18 protein-coding genes are annotated in these 17,630 nt (G+C 37.0%); 7 read left to right on the forward strand and 11 right to left on the reverse strand.

Going from position 1 to position 17,630, the window contains the following annotated elements:
* Window positions 1-52 precede the first annotated feature (52 nt).
* The 6 genes from rpsR to SFB89_RS05065 form a co-directional block, all read right to left on the reverse strand.
* A complete protein-coding gene (gene rpsR / locus SFB89_RS05040; RefSeq protein WP_331775858.1) occupies window positions 53-319 on the reverse strand; it encodes a 30S ribosomal protein S18 in 267 nt (88 codons plus the stop codon).
* A 25-nt stretch (window positions 320-344) separates the two neighbouring features.
* Complete coding sequence (locus SFB89_RS05045; protein ID WP_331775859.1) at window positions 345-812, reverse strand: single-stranded DNA-binding protein; 468 nt, start codon at window positions 810-812, stop codon at window positions 345-347.
* A gap of 21 nt (window positions 813-833) precedes the next feature.
* Complete coding sequence (gene rpsF, locus SFB89_RS05050; protein WP_331775860.1) at window positions 834-1,259, reverse strand: 30S ribosomal protein S6; 426 nt, start codon at window positions 1,257-1,259, stop codon at window positions 834-836.
* 83 nt (window positions 1,260-1,342) lie between these two features.
* Complete coding sequence (gene holA, locus SFB89_RS05055) at window positions 1,343-2,329, reverse strand: DNA polymerase III subunit delta (RefSeq protein ID WP_331775861.1); 987 nt, start codon at window positions 2,327-2,329, stop codon at window positions 1,343-1,345.
* On the reverse strand, window positions 2,322-4,262 hold the full coding sequence (locus SFB89_RS05060; RefSeq protein WP_331775862.1) for a ribonuclease R family protein: 1,941 nt from the start codon (window positions 4,260-4,262) through the stop codon (window positions 2,322-2,324). The genes holA and SFB89_RS05060 overlap by 8 nt, the downstream gene beginning before the upstream one ends.
* A complete protein-coding gene (locus tag SFB89_RS05065; protein ID WP_331775863.1) occupies window positions 4,259-5,071 on the reverse strand; it encodes an HDOD domain-containing protein in 813 nt (270 codons plus the stop codon). The genes SFB89_RS05060 and SFB89_RS05065 overlap by 4 nt, the downstream gene beginning before the upstream one ends.
* A gap of 201 nt (window positions 5,072-5,272) precedes the next feature.
* Between SFB89_RS05065 and SFB89_RS05070 the strand changes: the two genes are divergently transcribed.
* The 6 genes from SFB89_RS05070 (at window position 5,273) to ruvX (ending at window position 12,146) form a co-directional block, all read left to right on the forward strand.
* Window positions 5,273-6,538: a GGDEF domain-containing response regulator gene (locus tag SFB89_RS05070; protein WP_331775864.1), complete on the forward strand. Its 1,266-nt coding sequence runs from the start codon at window positions 5,273-5,275 to the stop codon at window positions 6,536-6,538.
* A 19-nt stretch (window positions 6,539-6,557) separates the two neighbouring features.
* Window positions 6,558-8,753: a PAS domain-containing sensor histidine kinase gene (locus SFB89_RS05075; RefSeq protein ID WP_331775865.1), complete on the forward strand. Its 2,196-nt coding sequence runs from the start codon at window positions 6,558-6,560 to the stop codon at window positions 8,751-8,753.
* A gap of 50 nt (window positions 8,754-8,803) precedes the next feature.
* Window positions 8,804-9,826, forward strand: a complete 1,023-nt coding sequence (gene ilvC / locus SFB89_RS05080) for a ketol-acid reductoisomerase (protein WP_331775866.1) — start codon at window positions 8,804-8,806, stop codon at window positions 9,824-9,826.
* A gap of 65 nt (window positions 9,827-9,891) precedes the next feature.
* Window positions 9,892-11,004 (forward strand): divergent polysaccharide deacetylase family protein, encoded by a 1,113-nt coding sequence (locus SFB89_RS05085; protein ID WP_331775867.1) that lies wholly within the window; start codon window positions 9,892-9,894, stop codon window positions 11,002-11,004.
* Complete coding sequence (locus SFB89_RS05090) at window positions 11,005-11,766, forward strand: DNA-processing protein DprA (RefSeq protein ID WP_331775868.1); 762 nt, start codon at window positions 11,005-11,007, stop codon at window positions 11,764-11,766.
* A complete protein-coding gene (gene ruvX, locus SFB89_RS05095) occupies window positions 11,763-12,146 on the forward strand; it encodes a Holliday junction resolvase RuvX (protein WP_331775869.1) in 384 nt (127 codons plus the stop codon). Before SFB89_RS05090 ends, ruvX begins: the two co-directional genes overlap by 4 nt.
* On the opposite strand, the gene SFB89_RS05100 is transcribed toward ruvX, so the two are convergent.
* On the reverse strand, window positions 12,138-12,479 hold the full coding sequence (locus SFB89_RS05100; protein WP_331775870.1) for an arsenate reductase family protein: 342 nt from the start codon (window positions 12,477-12,479) through the stop codon (window positions 12,138-12,140). The two genes, ruvX and SFB89_RS05100, sit on opposite strands and share 9 nt — an antisense overlap.
* Before the next feature lie 67 nt (window positions 12,480-12,546).
* Between SFB89_RS05100 and SFB89_RS05105 the strand changes: the two genes are divergently transcribed.
* Window positions 12,547-12,828, forward strand: coding sequence for a flagellar basal body rod C-terminal domain-containing protein (locus SFB89_RS05105; protein ID WP_331775871.1), 282 nt, complete (start codon window positions 12,547-12,549; stop codon window positions 12,826-12,828).
* 4 nt (window positions 12,829-12,832) lie between these two features.
* On the opposite strand, the gene queA is transcribed toward SFB89_RS05105, so the two are convergent.
* The 4 genes from queA to SFB89_RS05125 all read right to left on the reverse strand — a co-directional run bounded on the left by queA (window position 12,833) and on the right by SFB89_RS05125 (window position 17,478).
* Window positions 12,833-13,852, reverse strand: a complete 1,020-nt coding sequence (gene queA, locus SFB89_RS05110) for a tRNA preQ1(34) S-adenosylmethionine ribosyltransferase-isomerase QueA (protein ID WP_331776055.1) — start codon at window positions 13,850-13,852, stop codon at window positions 12,833-12,835.
* Between the two features lie 7 nt (window positions 13,853-13,859).
* Window positions 13,860-14,651, reverse strand: coding sequence for a twin-arginine translocase subunit TatC (gene tatC, locus SFB89_RS05115; protein ID WP_331775872.1), 792 nt, complete (start codon window positions 14,649-14,651; stop codon window positions 13,860-13,862).
* Between the two features lie 2 nt (window positions 14,652-14,653).
* Window positions 14,654-15,097, reverse strand: coding sequence for a Sec-independent protein translocase protein TatB (gene tatB, locus SFB89_RS05120; RefSeq protein WP_331775873.1), 444 nt, complete (start codon window positions 15,095-15,097; stop codon window positions 14,654-14,656).
* A gap of 89 nt (window positions 15,098-15,186) precedes the next feature.
* The gene (locus tag SFB89_RS05125; protein ID WP_331775874.1) at window positions 15,187-17,478 is read right to left on the reverse strand and encodes an EAL domain-containing protein; all 2,292 of its coding nucleotides are present in this window, start codon (window positions 17,476-17,478) and stop codon (window positions 15,187-15,189) included.
* Window positions 17,479-17,630: the final 152 nt, after the last annotated feature.

The raw sequence follows: 17,630 nt of genomic DNA on the forward strand, positions 1-17,630 counted from the left end.
GTTTCACATGATCTTGCAACAAAAGCTGCAAGATCATGATATTTGTCGTGTGTTATTGATTGAGTAAATCAAACGGAGTAGCAACTACTTTTTTGGTATTTACAACGTATGGAATCAATGCAGCAGCACGTGCTCTTTTGATTGCAAGTTCTACCATTTCTTGATGTCTTTTGCAGTTTCCTGTTAATCTACGTGGCATTATTTTGTATCGCTCAGATAGAGAGTGTTTAAATAATTTTGTATCTTTGTAGTCCATGAATTCTATTTTTGCTTCGCAATAAGTACAATATTTTCTTGCGTATTTTCTTTTTTCTGCCATTTTTTATCCTTTTTATTCTTGTATATTAGAACGGTATTTCATCTTCATCAATGTCGATGACAGGTGTCTCGTTGCCGTTGTGTACTTGAGCAGCCGGTTGTCTATAACTTTTTTGCTCATCTTTGTAGTGTGACTGTTCTGGCTTATAATCGCCACTCTCATTGGAGCCTCTTGAGTCTAACATTTGCATATTGTCAACGACGACAGAGTGCTTGCTTCTTTTTCCACCATTTTGATCGGTCCACTGATCGAGCTTTAATCTTCCTTCGACGAGGATTTTTTTGCCACGATTTAAATATTGGTTTGCTACCTCTGCGGTTCTACCAAAAAAAGTGATATCGATAAAACAGACTTCTTCACCTGGTGTTCCGTCTTGTTTTTTGAACTTTCTATTAGTCGCGATACCCGTGGTGCACACAGCGCCACCGCTTGGCATATAACGAAGCTCTGGATCTCGTGTCAAGTTTCCTACTAATATGACTTTGTTAAACATGATATGACTCCTATAGGTCTTTTAGTCTTCTACGGTTTCTTTCACTGTTTCTTGCTCTGGTGTTGCGACAGGCGCTTCTGTTGCTGGTTCAGCTGCTGGTTCTTCAACTGCTTTTGGTGTAAACTTTGCAACTTGTTTATTCCAATAAGCAAGCTCTTTTTGGTTTTCATATTTAACACTCATAAATCGGATGAATTCTTCTGTAATACGAATAATTCTCTCTACTTCTATAATGGCTGTAGTAGGAGCTGTGAAGTAAAATACACTGTAGTATCCTCTATCGTGTTTTTCGATAGGATATGCTAATCTTCTTACTTTCATATCTTGTAATGCCGCAATTTGGGCACCATTTTTTTCTAAAACTTCTCTAACGAAGTTAATCTTTGCCTGAAGTTCCTCTTCTGTAAGAGTCGGTTTCAGTACGGTTAGCAACTCATAATGTCGCATGGTTTCTCCTTTTGGTTTTCACCCATAACTGAGTAAGGATGGTTTATTTTTGACTATCAAAATAGTTCAAGGTTGCGATTATACTACAAAAAAGTTTGAAGTTTTATTAAGGTAGATAAAAGTAGTGCGTTTTTATCGATATTTTGCATTTTTTTGAGTTTGAGTTCACTCTCAAACAGCAAATCAAGCATCGCTTTGTAGCTTGTGAGATCAATCATCATGCAAAGACGTGATCGTTCATTGGCGATTTGAGGAGGCAGCGGATATCCTAAAATCTCCTTGGGATTAAATTTACCATGCGTTTTGATGTAAGCTTGAAACATAAAAAGTTGCGCTAATTGCGTTTGAATGGCATTGATGATGCGAACTTCATCAGCGCTTCCTGATTCCATGAGTTTTGTATAGGTATGGGAAATATCTTTTTTTTGTAATAATTCCGTGATAAATTTGTCCATACTGACCGTCCCGACTCCATAAATCACATTGTCAATGTCTGATACTTCGATTTCTTTGTCAAGAATAGCCAGTTTATCAAGATCATTAATGCACAGTCCGATATCTTCATCTTCGAGTTGAAAGAGATGGGCAAGTGCAAATTTGCTGATTTTTATCGCTTTGTCTTTGGCCGCATTGTCTAAGAGCATCAATGCTTCCCCTTGATTGGGACGAAAAAATCTGACAAAATTAGCACTGACTTTGGGAGAAAATGATTTTTCCATATTTTTGGCTTTTTTATCTTCGCCAAAAAATTGAAAAATAAAAAAATTTCCTTCATTTTTATGACACAATTGGACTAATTGATCCAAATCTTTTTTGGGGATGGTGGTATCGGTTTTGATAATCAAGATATTGCGATCTCCAAAAAGTGATGCTTGGGAGAGAAAATTTTTGGCTCCGGTGAGATTGTATTCATCATAATAAAGTTGTAATTTTTCTTCTGGTCTGACATCAAGTTTCGAGAGCATTTTGGACATAAAAAGATTATTTTGATAGAGACAACTTCCATAAAAGAGGATTGATTTTGGTAAGGTGTTTTGGTGCAGAAGGTTTTCAAATTCTCTCTTATACATCGGTTTGGACTACCTTTGCGAAAATTCTAGCGGAGGGAATATCCACCTCTGTGATACTGATACGTATCTTTTGAAAGAGTTGCACATTATAATCCAATAAAAACAGTCGTGCCCCTTTGATTTCATCATCTAATTTTGCAATCGGAGTGCGCTCAGCACTCGTGACGACAGCCTGATAGGTTTCACCAATATGTTCTGCTGCCCATCTGGCAAATTTACGATCCATATAATCCCACGCCACTTTAGCACTTTGGCGTTCTAACTCACTGATTTTTTCACATGTGGTGGTGATATCTTGGAGCAAATAATTAAAACGTTTACTCTCATGATGCATGGTTGCTTTCAAAAGACGGTGCAAAATCAAGTCGCTGTAGCGTCTGATGGGTGATGTAAAATGGGTGTAAGATTTAAATCCTAGACCAAAATGTCCACGGTTTTCTGGCTCGTATTTGGCTTTTTTTTGAGAGCGTATGATGAGCTTGTCTACTTCGGTCCTAATATCTAAGAGTGAGGCTTTGTCTTGAATCTCTTTAATCATCTTGGGAATGTCTGTTGAAAAATCCACGGAGATACCAATCATCGCCAAATCATCTAACATCGTTTGTAATTTATCGTATGAGGGGTCATCATGGGTTCTAAAAATCCCGTAAGAAATTTTCTTGGAGGCTGCTTTGTTGGCTAAGAGCATACAGTCTTCTATCAATTGATGTGAAGGAGTTTCAACCTCTTCACGGGTAGCGATTAGGTTTTGCTCGGTATCTAATTCCATTCTTATTTCACTCGATGCAAAATCAAATCCCTCTTGAAGACGTTTGTTCTTGAGTTTTTGTGTGACCTCATGTAGTGGCATCAAAAATGTGCGTATTTTGTGATCCATCGCATCGAGATTGGGGTATTGGTTTTGCAAAATAAGATCGATTTGGTCATAATGATAGCGTTTTTTAGAATTAATAACCCCATCAAAAAGTTCCTCTTTGATTGGGTTGAGAGTTTTTCTATCTAGCGTAATTTTAAAAGTATAGGCAAGCCGATCGACATTGGGTTTTAAAGAACAGATATTTTCACTAAGTGCCCTGGGTAACATCGGGATAGATTTGTGAGGAAAATAGATAGAAAAGCCACGTTTTTTAGCCTCTTTATCGATGTGTCCCATCTCAAAGACATACTCACTCACATCCGCAATGGCGACGTATAATATAAAGTTTTCATGATCAAAGTAGATGGCATCATCAAAATCTTTTGCATCGATAGGGTCGATGGTGCAAAACGGCAGATGTGTCAAATCCACACGATTGGGATAGAGTGTTTTATCGACATAAGTACCATGACTCAAAGCTTCCTCTTCACTCTCTTTTGAGAAAAATTCTTCTTTTTCATATAATCCTAATGCTATTTTTTCATCGACACTCGGGTCATCCATCGAGCCGAGAACTTCGATGATATTGTTGGTGGCATTATCGATTTTTAAGACAGTATGTTCAGGTAACAATTTGAGTGATTTTTGGGAGGCGGTGATATCGCATGGCAAAGCAGTGCTGATGTTGATACCGACGATTCTGTTGTTTTGTGTTTTGGTATAGATAATACTTGTATTGTGCGCGCGCTCTATAATCAAGACCACTTTGGCTTTGATACGGGAACGATTTTTGGAGTGAAGTTGTCTTGCGAGGACAAAATCACTTTTAGCAGCACCGTTGAGATCGCGAGTTTCAATCAATAAATCTCTGCCACTTTCTCCTGCTACATTTAAAAATCTAATGCCACTTGTGACGATATCTACCGTACCGAGTTTGAATTTTCGATTGAGAAAATATGTGTTTTTGTGCTCATCAATCGCTTTTGCTTTAATCAAGTTATTGATCATGGGCTGAAACTCTTGTGTGACCTCAGATCTTGGGATACCGTCGTTTAGTTTGAGAATAAAGTCTTTCAAATTTTTAACGTCTCGATGGCATTGACAAATGGATCAGCTTCTAATTGGTAGGATTCTAACAGTTTTAAAGATTCTGCGACTTGTGCTTCCTCTAAAATACCGAAAATATTCACAGATGTTTTGACAACGTGTAAGGCTTTTGCATACGCTTGTATATGTTCGTGTGCTAAGTTTGGATTATTAGAAAACTCTATCGCTTCAATGAGTTCGGTTTCTAAATTCCATTTTTCAAAAATTTTTGCGGTTACTTCTTCATTGGTGAAATTTGTCAACTCTTCTTCGACTTGAGACAAACTTTGCAAATCAGAGTGCGCTTGTATTTTGTTTTTGAAGCCTTCGCTTTCATTTTGCTCTATCAGTTCATGTGCGATGATGAGCTTGCCGACTTCAACCATAAAAGAGGCAGGTTGCAATACATCAAGCATTTTTCGATCTACTCGATTATACCACTTAAACATCAAAACACTCTGCATCGTGCTAATCTCTAAAAATTTCTCTTTACTAATACAATAGGGGCTGAGATTGATTTTGATATTGTCTTTGATGGCACTTGAGAGTGCAAAACCTCGAATCGTCGCCATACCAAAAAGTGAGACAGCATGTGAAATACTATTGATTTCTTTGCTAAAACCGTATAAAGGTGAATTGGCGGATTTGAGTATATTAGCAGTGAGCATCGGGTCTCTTTGCACCACTTTAACTAAATCTTGCATTGAACTGTTAGTATCCGAGCAGATGTTTTGTATCATGATTACGGTGTCATCAAGGGGTGGCAACGCTTTTATTTTTTTGAGTATTCCACTATCCATATATTCAACCTTTTTATAAAGAAGTTTTTTATTTTACTATTTTGTATATTACAATTGGCTAAAAAATTTTCTTTATTCCTGCGAGATAGGGCGTGTTAAAATGGATTTATTTTGAGTTTCATTTTCATATTGCTTGACTAATGGTATTGCAAAGTGCTATGATTGATTTCATATTATAGCAAAAAGTATTTAGGAGGATTTTTGTCTGCTTATTTACAACAATTATCAGTGCTTTATGTTGAGGATGAAGCGGATATAAGAGAGGGTTATTGCCGTACTCTTAAGCGACATTTTAAAGAGACATACAGTGCCTCCAATGGCTTTGAAGGCTTGGCCTTGTATAAACAATATTGGCCCGATATTGTGATTACTGATATTCGAATGCCTGAATGTAGCGGTATTGAAATGTCCAAAGAAATTCTCTCCCTTCGTCCTGAGCAAATTATCGTCTTTACGACGGCACACAGTGAGTCTGAATACACACTAGAGGCTCTTGAATTGCGGATTAGTGCTTATATACTAAAACCTGTGGAGAAGAATAAACTCATAGAAAAACTTTCCAAACTCGCTGAGAATTTAATCCAGCAAAGAGAAACACGCCAACATCAAGAGACAATCCAAAACATGCTCAATAATCCGTCAAATCTTCTCATTCTCACAGATTTAACGCAAGTGACTTTTGCATCTCCTGGGTTTTTTGACCTCTTCGGAGTCAAGGATAAAGAGGCTTTTCATGATCGATTTAGAACCTTTTTGGATATTTTTGACAGCAGTGAGATACCGAGTCATCTGAGTATCAAAGAAGATTTTTTAAATCATACGCTTTTGGATAAAGACCCTGATAAAATTGTCGCCATACTAACACAAGAGGGAATGCGAAACTACCATATCAAAGTGACTCAAGTGGGCAAAGCACAAACATGGTACCTTGTTACGATGTGGGATGTTACCAATATTTATCATGAAAAGATAGACGCTGAACACAAAGCCAATCATGATGAACTCACTCAAGTCTTTAGTCGGGTACGATTCAATGAATTTTATCATCAAGAGTTTTTACGAGCGCTAAGATACAAACGAGCACTCAGTTTGGCTGTTTTAGATATTGATCATTTTAAAGCGATTAATGACACTTTTGGACATCTAGTCGGGGATGAAGTCCTCAAAACGCTTGCCAATTTTTGTCAAAAGAATATTCGTAATACGGACTTTTTATCCCGATGGGGAGGAGAGGAATTTGTACTAATTTTAAGTGAGACACCGATTGAAGATGCCTTTGTTGTCTGTGAAAAGTTGAGAATTGGTTTGATGGAACTTCAATTTACGAAAAATATTCCGGTGACTATTAGTATCGGCTTGAGCCAATTACAACCGGGAGATTCAAAAGAGAGTTTATTGCGTAGAGCTGATAATGCTTTGTTTAAAGCCAAACAATTAGGTAGAAATCAAGTGAACATCAATGCGTAACAGCTAAAAAGTAGTGTGTATGAAATTTTTTATTCTTTTTTGTTTTTCGGTGCTACCGATGTTTGCGCTCAATATTCTTATTCTCAATTCTTATGAATCCACTTTTGCCTGGACACAATCTCAAACGAGCGCGATTATCGAAAAACTGCATGAAAAAAATCTCAACCATTTGCATATCTACACGGAGTATATGGATACAAAAGTATTGCCACTAACGGCAAAAAGAGAGCAAAATATCTTAGGGTTTTTACAAAATAAATATGAAAAAATTCCTTTTGATATCGTGGTCACTACCGATGATAATGCATTGAAATTTGTTGAATATTATAAAGAAAAAAAACTCTTCAAAAAGGCAAAAGTTTTCTTCTCTGGGGTGAATACCATCTCTTTGGCGAGTCAATTAAATCCGCGTGAATATGCCGGTGTTTTTGAAAAAAAACATCCTTTAAAAAACTTCAATCTAGCGAAAAAAATAAATCCGAGATTAAAAGTGATTTACTTGGTGACAGATGATTCGAAGACATCGACAGAAGAGATGCAGTTATATCAAAAACAGTTACACGGTGAAACTGCAATCAAATTGGTGTATATTCAAGAGAAAAATATCGAAAATGTACTGAAAAAGCTCAAGCATTATGAACCAGAATCTATCATGATATTATTGGTGTTTTCAAGTTTTCAGTACAATCACCAACACCTCCCTTATCAAAAAGCAGCACAACTTTTATCGCAAGTGTACCAAAATCCCATGCTCGTTCATACCCATGTTTATATCAATATTCCCCATACGAATATTGTAGCAGGTGATTGTACCGATGGTAAAGTACAAGGCACTATGGTTGCGAAAAAAATCTTTCAATATCTACTTGGCACCAAGATGCAAAATATCGGTTTTGAGATGCAAGATGGCAATCGTATTTATCTTAATGTGAAAAATCTCCATCGCTATAATATTCATATTAACGATTTAGGCGTTACCAATCCGAAGTTGGTGAATCCACTCACCTCTTTTTATGATTTGTACGCTTCTTGGATTTATGCATTTCTTATTATATTAGGGGTCATTTTGTTGCTTTTTTACACTTTGACCAAAAAGAATCAATCACTTAAAAAAGCACTAAAAAATTTGAAAATATTAGCAGAAACCGCATTTGGTGGTATTATTGTACTTGATCCCAAAATGAAAATCGAGTATGTCAATCAAAGAGTGTTTGATATCACAGCGTTTGAACATCATGAAATGCTAAGGATGCATATCTTAAAGTTTGTGCATCCCAATGACGTTAAAATTGTCGAAAACATGATAGAAACCCAACAAGAAAAACCAATAGAAATACGGTTTCTCAAAAAAAATCATACATTTTTTTATGTGCTCCTTCGATGCAGGAAGATGAGCTTTAACAATAAAATTTATATGATTATCGGGATGACAGATATCAGTGATATGAAGCGGCAAGAAGAAAAAATCATACAGATGAATGAGACGCTCAAAGAAGAAATCGCTCGCGCTTTAGAAGAAAACACCAAACACCTTCAAGTCCTTCAAGAACAGAACAAATTGGCTTCTATGGGCGAGATGATTGGGTCTATCGCACATCAGTGGCGACAACCTTTAAATGCTCTCAATATTAACGTGCAGAATTTGGATGATGATTACGATGAGGGTTTGATTGATAAGCATTTTATCGACAATTTTATAATCAAAAATAGAAAGATTATTGAGTTTATGGACAAAACCATTGATGATTTTAGAAACTTTTTTAAAATCGATAAAGAAGTGACGTGTTTTAGTGTTGCCAAAATTATTGATGAGGTACTTGTATTAGAGTCAAGCCATCTGAAAAACAACCATATCCTCGTGACGATTCGAGGTGATGATTTTGAGGTGCGAGGATTTGCCAACGAATTTAAACAAGTGATTCTCAATCTCTTGAGCAACGCTCGTGGCGCGATTTTGGACCATGCCATAGAACAAGGTTATATTGAAATCATACTTGATGCCCCGTCACTTAAAATCCAAGACAATGGCGGGGGTATTAAAGAAGAGATTATGGACAGAATTTTTGAGCCATATTTTACAACCAAATCGCAAAGTTATGGAACAGGTGTTGGATTGTATATGTCAAAAATCATCATAGAAAAAAACATGGGTGGAATTTTGAGAGTTGAAAATACGCAAGATGGCGCACTCTTTGAGATTATTACACAGAATTAAAGTTTTTTTCGGTAAAATTGACGAAATTAAAATAGTAAAGGATTCGTAAAATGGCAATTACTGTGTATTATGATAAAGATTGTGATTTAAGTATTATTCAATCAAAAAAAGTTGCAATCATAGGTTTTGGTTCTCAAGGACACGCGCATGCAGAAAATTTAAGAGATAGCGGTGTTGAAGTGATTATCGGCCTGAGAAAAGGCGGAAGCTCATGGGCTAAAGCAGAAGCAAAAGGGTTTGATGTCAAAACAGTTGCAGAAGCGGCAAAAGTTGCGGATCTTATCATGATTTTGACACCGGATGAGTTTCAAGCAGATGTCTTTGAAGAGGAGATTAAAGACAATCTACAAGAAGGCAATGCGATTGCTTTTGGACATGGTTTTAATATTCATTATGGACAAATCAAAACGCCAAAAGGTGTAGATTGTATCATGATTGCACCAAAAGCTCCAGGACACACGGTAAGAAGCGAATTTATTAATGGTGGTGGTATCCCTGATCTTATCGCTGTAGAACAAAATGAAAGTGGTATGGCTAAAGAATTAGCGATGAGTTATGCTTGCGGTATTGGTGGCGGTAGAACCGGTATCATTGAGACAACATTCAAAGACGAAACAGAAACCGATCTTTTCGGAGAACAAGCGGTTCTTTGTGGCGGGATGACCTCATTGGTCAAAGCAGGATTTGAAACATTGACAGAAGCAGGATATGAACCAGAAATGGCTTATTTTGAATGTCTTCATGAAATGAAATTAATCGTCGATTTGATGTATCAAGGCGGTATTGCTGATATGCGTTATTCGATTTCAAATACTGCAGAATACGGGGATTATATTAGTGGACCAAAAGTCATTACAGAGGAATCAAAAAAAGCAATGAAACAAATCTTGAAAGAGATTCAAGATGGTACATTTGCGAAAGATTTTATCTTAGAAAGACGAGCAGGATATACGAGAATGAATGCAGAGCGTGCTAATGCAAGACGCAGTTTGATAGAAAAAACAGGTGATAAACTAAGAAGTATGATGCCATGGATTACGGCAAAACGTATTATCGATAAAGACAAAAACTAACCCCCTAACATCGGGTCGATAAGGTCTTATCGCACCCGATGTCCAATTTAATATAAAGATTATTTTTGATAAAAAAGAAGAAAAAACATCCAAGAAATAAAAAGAAAAGCTCTAAAAAAACAGCAAATTTTAAAAACCAATTATTTTATGCTGCCCTTGTTTTTATTGTTGTATTTTTAGGATTTGGTATCTACCAATATTTACATCAATCGTCGCAACGAAGCCAATCATCACAGTTGGTTAAAAAGCAAGACCAAGCAACACGCGATTTAATGCGCAAGATGAAACAGATGCTAGAAGTGGAAAACAAAAGCGTCAAAGCAGAAATCAAAGCGATAGAAAAAAATAAAACAACAGAAGCAATTCCTGCGAAACAAGTCAGTGCCACACCCTTAGATAAAACACTACCTACCCCTAAAATAAAAATAGAAAAAGAGACAAAATCACTCTCAGAAATCCAAGATTATGAGAGCAATAAGAAAAAAGATGTCCCAGAAAAACCTCCCGTTATAACCCATCATGATGAGCCTTATAAGGGGGCACCAAAGTTAGCGATTATCATCGATGACGTGGCTTTTGCTCATGAGGTGAAAAATATTAAAAAGATACCTTTCAAAGTCTCGCCGTCGTTTTTCCCTCCCACCAAAGGGCATCCTAATACGATAAAACTCTCACAGCAATTTTCATTTTCGATGGTACATCTCCCTTTAGAGGCAATGCATTTTGCCCATCCTGAACCGCATACTTTATTGGCGAGTGATTCTAGGGAGACGATTTATCAAAGAATTCAAACAATAAAAAAAGAGTTCCCTCGAACAACTTACTATAACAATCATACCGGTAGCAAATTTACCTCCAATGAAGCGGCCATGGAGAAATTGCTTGGTGTGATGCATGGTTTTGGGTTGCATTTTGTAGATAGTCGCACGATTGCCTCTACAAAAGCTCAAGTTGTGAGTAAAAAATTGCATTTGCGTCTTTTATCAAGGGATATCTTTTTGGATAATAATTCTGATCCTAAGGCGATCATAGCACAGTTGAAAAAAGCAGTACTCTTGGCAAAAAAAAGAGGGTATGCCATCGCGATAGGTCATCCGCATAAAAATACATTGCAAGTATTAGAGCATGCAAAAGGGTATCTACAGGGTGTGCAATTAGTCTATATCAATGAGATTTAGATGCAAGAAATTAAGCCTATTCCTAGTGCTTTTAATAGCCTAAAAGATCAACCCAAAAAGCTCTATTTCCAAGGAAACACCGCTTTACTTACTATGCCTAAAGTCTCAATTGTAGGGACAAGACATCCTATCTCTTATACCAAGCAAATGTGTCAAAAATTGGCTCATGCCTTAAGCAAACGTGGCGTTTGTGTGGTGAGTGGTGCCGCGATGGGTGTGGATGCTTTGGCGCATCGATCTGCTTTTCCTAATACGATTGCGGTGATGGCCAATTCACTTGATATTGTTTATCCTAAAGTTAATATGGCATTGATTCAGGATATGGCACAGAAATCATTAGTGCTGAGTGAATATGAGCGCCATACCAAGGCGACACGATACAGTTTTGTATTACGAAATCGTTTGGTTGTTGCATTGGGTGACGTTTTAGTCGTCGCAGAGGCAGATTTAAACAGTGGCTCAATGCGTAGTGTTGAAATCGCACAAAAATTAGGCAAGAAAATCTATGTTTTTCCACATCGATTGCATGAGAGTTTGGGTACCAATTCACTCTTAGAAAAACATGAAGCCACGGCTATCTACGATATTGATGCCTTTGCAGATCAGTTTGGTAGGGTAGAAGAAAATATCGATGCCTTGACAAAATTTTGCCAAACCCATGATGATTTAGACGATTTTTTAGAAGAATTTGGCACTGAAATCTATGATTTTGAGTTACAAGGTCGTATTGAAATTTCTAATATGAAGGTGGTGCTAAAATGATTTATGCCAGTATCGATGTGGGGTTGAAACGCATCGGTGTAGCCGTTTGTTTAGATGGGAAAATCGTATTTCCAAAAGATGCCATCATGCGCAAAAATAGACAACAAGCCGCACGGGATGTTGATGATTTTTTGCAAGAGTGGCATGTGGATGTTTTGGTTGTGGGCCTTCCCCAAAGTGGCAGTAGTGCCCAGGAGATGCAGCGTCGAATTCGCCATTTTGTTTCACTGTTAGATTTTGATCAAAAGATAGCCTTTCAAGATGAATACGGAAGCAGTCTTGAAGCCCAAGAGATGATGAAAGGCATCACCAAGCAGAGAAAAGATGGTAAAATCGATTCTCTAGCGGCAAAGATTATTTTAGAGCGGTGGTTATCTTAGAAAGATATCTCGATATTTTTCCTCATCAAAGGCGACAATAACCTGATCTTCAAATTCTATAACGGGACGTTTGATGAGTAGATTTTCATCGGCTAACCACTGAATTTTTTGTGCATCATCGAGATGTAATTCTTTTAACTTCAGCGTTCGGTATTTTGTTCCTTTGTTGTTAAACAGTAGCTCAAGTGGTACGTGTTTGAGCCACTTATTGATATGATCAAGACCAACAGGTTCTTTCTTAAAATCTACCAACTCATAGGCAATATCATGATCTTTGAAAAACTTCAAAGCTTTTCTGACACTGCCACATGTTTTGATTCCATATACTTTCATTTGTTAATCCTATTTTAAATTTCAATAGTGTATAGTATATAAAATTATCTATTAAAAAGGAGTTATAATGCAAGTAAATCTTAGTTCAATGCGCACTTATGAAGATTGGCTTTCAAATAATTCCAATAATATTGCCAATGTTAATACACAAGATTATAAGGCGATTGAGACGACACTAAAAAACAGTGCTGATAGCGTCACAGCCCATGCGAGCAACGGTGACAATGGTGTAGATTTAGCCAAAGAGATAACCGACCAGATTGTCATAAAGAATGGATTCCAAGCTAATGTCTCGGCTATTAAGACCCAAGATGAGATGATTGGCTCGGTATTGGATTTACTCGCTTAAAACCTTAGAGGATTAACATCGCATCGCCATAAGAGAAAAATCGATACTTTTCTTTTACTGCTTCTTCATACAATGCCATCGTTTTTTCAATGCCAACAAATGACGCAACGAGCATCAAAAGGGTTGATTTTGGTAGATGGAAATTTGTCAAAAGATGATTGACACGTATGGGCTTGTTTTGTGGATGTAGAAATAAATCACAATAGCCACTCTTTTCTCCTACTCTTGCATAATACTCGATGGTTCTTGTCACCGTAGTACCAATAGCTAAAATGGGTTTATCAGAGCGTATTAATTCACAGGTTTGATTGCTAATGTCAAAGTACTCTTCATGCATTTTGTGATCATGAATATCCTCACAAGTGACTGGCTTAAACGTTCCCGCACCCACATGTAAGGTTACTTTTTGGGTTTCAAAGCGATTTTGTAATATCTCAAACATCTCATCATCAAAATGTAGGGATGCCGTTGGTGCCGCGACAGCACCGCGGTGTTTGGCAAAAACACTCTGATAGTCACTGCAATCATCTTGTGTATCTTCTCTTTTGATATAAGGAGGAAGCGGGATGTGTCCTATGAGTTCTAAGACATCAAAGAGTTGCGCGGCATTGATTTTTTCTTCTTCAAGAAAAAATTCTACGACTCTCAATCCATCATCATGCATGGCAATGACACATGCTTTGAGACCATGGTCAAACCTTAGCCAGCTTCCCGGCTTGACGCGACCTTTGATATAAACAGAAAAATGATTCTCTTGTAAAGGGGCATTAAGAAGAAGTTCGACCTTGCCACCGGTGGATTTTTCACCATAAATTCTAGCTTTGACGACTTTGGTGTCATTAATCACAATAGCAGTATCTTGAGGAATATAATCTAAAATATCTCGAAAAGTCGTATGAATAATAGTATCTTTTTGACGCTCATAAATCAAAACTCTCGCACTCTTTTTGTCAGCCAGTGGGTTGAAGGCAATCAACTCACTGGGCAAATCATAGTCATAAGTCGCTACTGAAAATGGATCAATCAATGCATTACTCGGCGTCTTTTTTTTCTAATGTTTGTATTGTAGGTTCTGCGTCATCATCGTCATCTTCGGTTTCGTCATCATCATCTTTTTGAGCAGGGTTGACAATTTTTGCCACAATAATAGAGAGTCCATAGAGTAATACCAAAGGACCTGCCATTAAAAACTGCGTCAAGACATCAGGTGGGGTTAATAGAGCAGAAACTGCAAAAATGATAATAATCGCATATCTAAAAAATCCCTTGAGTGATTCATCATCAACAAGTCCTAATTTTGCAAAAAAGAAGGTGATAACCGGCAACTCAAACGCGATTCCAAATCCGACAAGAAGTTTCGTAAAAAATCCGACATATTCTCCAATACTCGGCAGTGCCGTAAAGAGTTCGGAGCCAAAATTAATAAGAAAATTAAATCCAAGAGGGATGACAAGATAATAGCAAAAAATAGACCCAGCCAAAAACATAAAGGTTGCGGAGAGGACAAACGGCAGGACAAGTTTTTTTTCATCTTCATAAAGTCCCGGTGCTACAAAGAGCCAAAATTGCCAAAAAAGTACTGGCAAAGATAGGATGATACCGGTAAAGAAAGAGACTTTAATCGCGGTAAAGAATGGTTCTTGAACTTTCGTAAAAATAACATGAGAATTAGCCGGTAAGACACCATTAAGGGGTGCAATCATCCAAGCGAGGATAGGTTCCCAAAAAGTAAAACAAGCAAAGAACATGACAAAGATGACAACGACAGAGATAAACAGTCGCTTTCTTAGTTCGACTAAATGTGGTTTTAATTCATCAAACATTGTTAGGCATCCTCTTTGTCAGTTTTTTCAAGCTTTTCTGGCTGTTTTATTGTTTCGCTTTTCTCAATCTTTTCGACGGTTCTATTCGTGCCCATTGGGTCTTGTATGGCTCTTTTAGTTTTTGCGATGTCTTCTTTGACCTCTTTAAAAGTCTCATTGAGTCCTTGGGTGCTGCTTTTTATCTCTTCGAGTTCATCAAAAGAGAGTTCTTTTTTCGCGCTGGTTGCGGCACTATCAAGTTTTTTCTTATATTCCAATGCTTCATCTTTTAACTCTTGTATGTGCATTTCTTGTTCGATTGATGATTTTGCCTCATTGATGCTTTTTTTGAAAGTTTTAAAGAATTTGGCGACTTGCACCATCGCATCAGGTAGTTTTTCAGGTCCTAAAAATAATATAGCGATGATCGCTATAATCATTAATTCGCTAAAACCCATTCCAAACATAGTATATACCGCCTTTCGGTTTTTTAAAAGAGGAATTATATCCTACATTTACTCAAAAATAAATAAAGCTTTAGCAATTGAGGTGATTGTTATGAATCCAATTTTTTGCAAATCCCCTGTGTGGTGCGCAAGAGCGTTTCAAAAGCATCTTTTGAGAGTGGTTTTTCACAATAATAACCTTGGAGATATGTTGCCTTTCGGTCTTTTATAAAGTGGTATTGTTCCTTTGTCTCAACACCCTCAGCAATGGTTTCAAGATTGAAATTTTTAGCGATGTTGAGTATGGTATGAATCAACTCTTTGTCATCAGCATCATCTTGAATATCTTGAATAAAGGATTTATCGATTTTCAATGTGGTAAAGGGCAATTTTTTGATGTAGAGCAAAGAGGAGTATCCCGTACCAAAATCATCAATAGAAAGATTGACACCCATCGCTCTTAATGTTTGCATTTTTTTGGTAATGCGTTTGATATTTTTGATGATAATCGACTCAGTGAGTTCGAGTTCGAGACAGTTAGGATCGATTTGGTTTTCATCTAGTATGGTACGTAATTGTGTCAAAAAGTGTGGATTGTTAAATTGATTAACGCTCACATTAATCGCAATCTTTTTTAATGGTACTGTGTCTTGAAAGGTCTCACGCCAGATTTTAAATTGTCGGGTTGCCTGGCGCAATACCCATGCGCCTAAACTCAAAATCAGACCGCTCTCTTCAGCAATAGGAATAAATTCATCGGGTGCGATTTTTCCTAGTGTTTTATTATTCCATCGTAGCAAGGCCTCTGCTCCGATAATATAAGAAGATTCCAAAGAGACGATGGGTTGGTAATGGATTTCAAGCTCATCATGAGCAATGGCATTTCGGAGTTCATTCTCGATTTGAAGATAGCGTTTTGCTTTTGCTTTCATATAAGATTCATAAAAACGCGTGGTATTTCTACCAGAATTTTTTGCTTGATACATCGCGATATCTGCATGTTTGAGTAAATCCTCTGTACTCTCTTCTTTGTGGGTAATCAATGCGATTCCAATACTCAACGAAATATTCAGATGAAATCTTTGAATATGATAAGCATCTGTAAATACTTGATGTATTTTTTGTGCGACCAATTCTGCTTTAATCATGGCTTTTTCTTGCTCTTGTGACAAATCGCTTAATAAGATGACAAATTCATCTCCACCAATACGTGCGACCATGTCATCTTCCCTAATGGCACTTTGTAAGCGCTTGGCCGTTTGAATCAGCAGTTCATCTCCGATGCTATGTCCTAAGGAGTCATTAATGTTTTTAAAATGATCAATATCCAGAAAGATGACGCCGCAGATGATACCGTGTCGTCTGTATCGGATGATTTCTCTATTGGTATTTCGCAAGAGATTCATTCTGTTTGGAATATTGGTGAGCGTATCATGATTGGCTTGGTATTCAATATTTTTTTCTTGTTTGACACGTTTTGTAATATCCATTACGATGGCAACGGCATTGGTGACTTCATGTTCGGTATTAAAAAGTGGATTGGTATTGATGATGACCCAAATATCTTTATTGGCATATTTTGTTTTATACGCACCTTCGTAGGCACCGGGTTGTCCATCTATTGCTGATTGCAAAGCATATATCACTTTTTTGTTGTCTAGACGTTTCATATCCAGACCGATAATAAATTCCCGAGGTGCCCCAAGAAAATTTAAAAATTCCTGGTTTGTATCTTGGATGATTAAATTTTTGTCGTATAAAAACGATCCGATAGGAACATTTTGAAAAATGGTTTCAAATTTTTGTTCAGATTGGGTCAATTCATTTTTTTTCTTCTGATACAATTGCATTGAATTGACCGCACTAACATAATTTTGATTGAGTTTTTGAGCCATGTATTGCAACATGATAAAATAGAGTGTGACTAATAATGCAATATAATGGTACATCACTTCAGTTTCTTCCAACAGCACCACAATAAGGGGCACTAAGAGGAAAGTTAAAAATGCGCTGACATTAATGCGTATTTGAGACAGCGTACTTAAAGACCCCGCACTAATACCGCTTAAAATCATCATGATAAGCATTTGATAGAGATAATTCTCATTGATAAAAAACAAAATCGGAACCGCTCCCCAGATGGCACCTGAGAGAATGACTCCCAAGGTAAAAAGGCGACTCCAACATACATTGGTGCACAAAGCATGATGATGATGAAAAGAATAAAATAAAACATAGCGCAGGAGTGTGATAAGGCTACTCATCAAAAACCAAGTGATGAGTTTAGAAGCATCCACGCGACCGTAAAAGAATACAAAAAATGTCACAGTAATAATACCAAGACCAAGAAGTGACAACGCGAGGTTTTGATAAGTATCTTTGAGCAATTGTTCTTTATTCAATGCCATTCCTTCATTTCCTGCGCGATTTCACACACGTGTCTTTCAAGCTAAAATACTTTCTGTATCATGAGAGCATATTATATCAAAAAATAGAGTGAAATTAGGGGGTTTTATTTTATAAAAAGGTATAAAAAGGTATTCTTACTTATAAA

The organism is Sulfurospirillum sp. 1612 (genome assembly GCF_036556685.1).
Taxonomy (GTDB): domain Bacteria; phylum Campylobacterota; class Campylobacteria; order Campylobacterales; family Sulfurospirillaceae; genus JAADIZ01.